We start from the raw sequence: 3,239 nt of genomic DNA, 5'->3' as shown, positions 1-3,239 counted from the left end.
AAAGTCTTCCACGCCGCGCGGCAGGACATCGAAATCATCGTCCATCTCGGCGATCTGGTTCCGCATCCAGTGTTCGACACGCAAGTGGCGGCGATGGTCTGCGGCTTCGGCGACAGCGTTTCCTACGATCAGCTCGTGCAGCGCATCACCGGCGCGCGGCTCGACAAGTCGTCGCGCTTCACCGACTGGCGCCACCGGCCGCTTTCCGACAAGCAGCTCGACTATGCGCTGGCCGACGTCACCCATCTGATCGAGGTCTATCAGCACCTCAGCGCCGAACTGGCGCGCGAAAACCGCGCCCATTGGCTCAACGAGGAAATGGAGGTGCTGACCTCGCGCGAGACCTATGATCCGCACCCCGAGGACGCCTGGAAACGGCTGAAGATGCGGCTGCGCAAGCCGCAGGAACTGGCGATCGTGCAGGGCGTTGCGGCGTGGCGCGAGCGCGAGGCGCGCGAACGCGACGTGCCGCGCGGCCGCGTGCTGAAGGACGACGCGATCTACGAGGTGGCGCAGCAGGCGCCGCGCGACGCGGCAGCCCTTGGCAAGCTGCGCACGACGCCGAAGGGCTGGGAGCGCTCGTCGACGGCAACGGCGCTGCTCGGCGCGGTCAACACCGCCCTTGCCTTGCCCAAGGAGCAGATGCCGAAACTGCCAAAGAGTTTCCAGCCGCCCGAGGGCTCGAGCGCCGCGGCGGAACTGTTGAAGGTGCTGCTGCGGATCGTCGCCGAAAAGGAAGGCGTCGCGTCCAAGGTGCTGGCCTCCAGCGACGACATCGACCGTATCGCCGCCGAGGGCGAGGACGCCGACGTACCGGCCCTGCAGGGCTGGCGGCGCGCGGTGTTCGGCGAGGCCGCGCTCAAGCTGGTGCGCGGCGAGATCGGCATCAAGTTCGACAAGCGCAAGATTGCGGTGTTCGACCTGTAGACGTCCCTCGCGGACTTTCCTTCTCCCCTTGCGGGAGAAGGAAAAGGTGCTCTGCTCAAACCACGCCGAGCAGGTGTAGGGCGAACCAGATCCATCCCAGCAGGAGAATCACCGCACTGACGAAGAACGAGCGGCTGCGCAGCAGCAGATTGTTGCTGGTCAGGTGAACCCAGGCGTGGAAATAGCGCGATGCGACGAAAATCCACATCAGCGCCAGGGTCAGATAGTTGACGCCGTTGGTCAGGTGCAGCGTCAGGCACAGCACATAGAACAGCACCGGCAGCTCGAACTGGTTGGTGAGATTGGCGGCAACGGTGACGCTGGAGGCCGGCTCGGTCGAACGCACCTTGAACTGAGCTGGCTTCGCCTCGCCTGACCTGATTGCGCCGTATCTGCGGCGACCCAGGACGCAGTAGACGATGTAGATCAGCAGCACATGCGCCAGAACAGGCCAGAAGATCGTGGTCTGGTTCACGAAGTTTCCCCTAGCGGGCTGAGCTTTGCGCGCGGCATCAGGCCAGGCGTTTCTGGCCTGCCAGCCAGAAGGCGGCAATGACGATCACCGGGACGGCGAAAAGCGCGAATTTGGTGACGGTGAGCGCCGAAGCCAAAGACAGCGAGTCCGGATTCGCCGACAGGAAATCGGACAGAAGCCGCGCTACCGCGATGTTCTGGGCGTAGTCGGCAAGCGTGTAGGGCAGCACCAGGACCAGCGCGAAGATCGACTGCAGCTGCACCGGCTGCACGCGGAAAGCCTTCAATCGCCGGCCGGTGGCCAGGATCAGGCTGACCAGCGTCACAGACAGCAGCGCCGGGAACAACAGATCGAAGGTCAGATAGTGCCAGACGAGAATGATCTCGCCGCCGCGCCGGCCGAGTGCCGTCAGCCAGGCCATGCCTTCGTCCGGAGTGAAACCGAAAATACGCATGTCGAGTGATGGCAAGCCGCCGCTCAACTGGCGGAAGTAGAGGAATTCCATAGCCGTCATGGCGATGAAAACCACCGCCGACAGGAAACAGAGTGCGCCTGCGTGGCGCGGCAGCCGCAGGATCGTTGCCGTCAGGCTCCGCCCGAGCCCGTACTGGTCAGGCTCCGCCGGGATAGTTCGGGCTTTCGCGGGTAATCGTGACGTCATGGGCGTGGCTTTCACGAAGTCCGGCATTGGATATGCGCACAAAGGTGGCGCGCTCGCGGAAATCGGCAAGGTCGCGGCCACCAACATAACCCATAGCGGCTTTCAAGCCGCCCGCAAGCTGGTGCAGCACGCCAGACACAGGTCCTTTGTAGGGAACCTGCCCTTCGATGCCTTCCGGGACCAGTTTCAGCGTGTCGCGCACCTCGGCCTGGAAGTAGCGATCGGCCGAGCCGCGGGCCATGGCGCCGACCGAGCCCATGCCGCGATAGGCCTTGAAGGAGCGGCCCTGGTGCAGATAGACCTCGCCCGGGCTTTCGTCGGTTCCGGCCAGCAGCGAGCCGATCATGGCCGCACTGGCGCCTGCGGCGAGCGCCTTGGCCAGATCGCCGGAATATTTGATGCCGCCATCGGCGATCACCGAGACGCCGGATTTGTGCGCCGTCTCGACCGCCGACATGATGGCTGAGAGCTGCGGCACGCCGACGCCGGCAACGATGCGGGTGGTGCAGATGGAACCCGGGCCGATGCCGACCTTGACGGCGTCGGCGCCGGCGTCGATCAGCGCCTGCGTGCCCGCGGCGGTGGCGACATTGCCAGCCAGGATGCGGACGGAGTTGGATAGTTTTTTCGCCCGCGTGACGGCGTCGAGCACGCGCTGCGAGTGGCCATGCGCGGTGTCGATCACCAGAAGGTCGACGCCGGCATCGATGAGGCGTTCGGCGCGCTCGAAACCGTCATCGCCGACGCTGGTGGCGGCGGCGGCGCGCAGGCGGCCCTGTGCGTCCTTGGTGGCGTGCGGATTGAGCTGCGACTTCTCGATATCCTTGACGGTGATCAGTCCGACGCAATTGCCCTGCCTGTCGACGACCACCAGCTTTTCGATCCTGTGCTGGTGCAGGAGGCGCTTGGCCTCGTCCTGGTCGACGTTCTCCTTGACCGTGATCAGGTTGTCACGGGTCATCAGTTCATGGACCTTCTGCGCCGGATCGGACGCAAAGCGCACGTCGCGATTGGTCAGGATGCCGATCAGCCGGCCGATCTTGTGGCCGCCGCTGCCGCCGTTCTCGACCACCGGAATGCCCGAGATCGAATAGCTGCGCATCAGGCCCAGCGCGTCGGCGAGCGTCGCGTCGGGGCCGATGGTGACGGGATTGACCACCATGCCGGATTCGAATT

The 3,239-nt window shown here is 64.9% G+C and carries 4 protein-coding genes; 1 reads left to right on the top strand and 3 read right to left on the bottom strand.

The features are described from left to right. A partial coding sequence (gene rnd / locus EN994_RS24020) for a ribonuclease D (protein WP_127307851.1) occupies positions 1-927 on the top strand: 927 nt, incomplete at its 5' end. Positions 928-982: 55 nt separating this feature from the next. Here rnd and EN994_RS24015 read toward each other — a convergent pair. The 3 genes from EN994_RS24015 to guaB all read right to left on the bottom strand — a co-directional run. Next, positions 983-1,402, bottom strand: coding sequence for an MAPEG family protein (locus tag EN994_RS24015; RefSeq protein ID WP_063167750.1), 420 nt, complete (start codon positions 1,400-1,402; stop codon positions 983-985). A gap of 37 nt (positions 1,403-1,439) precedes the next feature. Beyond that, positions 1,440-2,063: a hypothetical protein gene (locus EN994_RS24010; protein ID WP_082826435.1), complete on the bottom strand. Its 624-nt coding sequence runs from the start codon at positions 2,061-2,063 to the stop codon at positions 1,440-1,442. After that, a partial coding sequence (gene guaB, locus EN994_RS24005) for an IMP dehydrogenase (RefSeq protein ID WP_127307850.1) occupies positions 2,014-3,239 on the bottom strand: 1,226 nt, incomplete at its 5' end. The genes EN994_RS24010 and guaB, both read right to left, overlap by 50 nt.

Origin of the sequence: Mesorhizobium sp. M7A.F.Ca.CA.002.09.1.1, from assembly GCF_003998555.1 — a bacterium.
GTDB lineage: Bacteria > Pseudomonadota > Alphaproteobacteria > Rhizobiales > Rhizobiaceae > Mesorhizobium > Mesorhizobium ciceri.
This window is presented reverse-complemented; position numbering and strand designations above follow the sequence as displayed.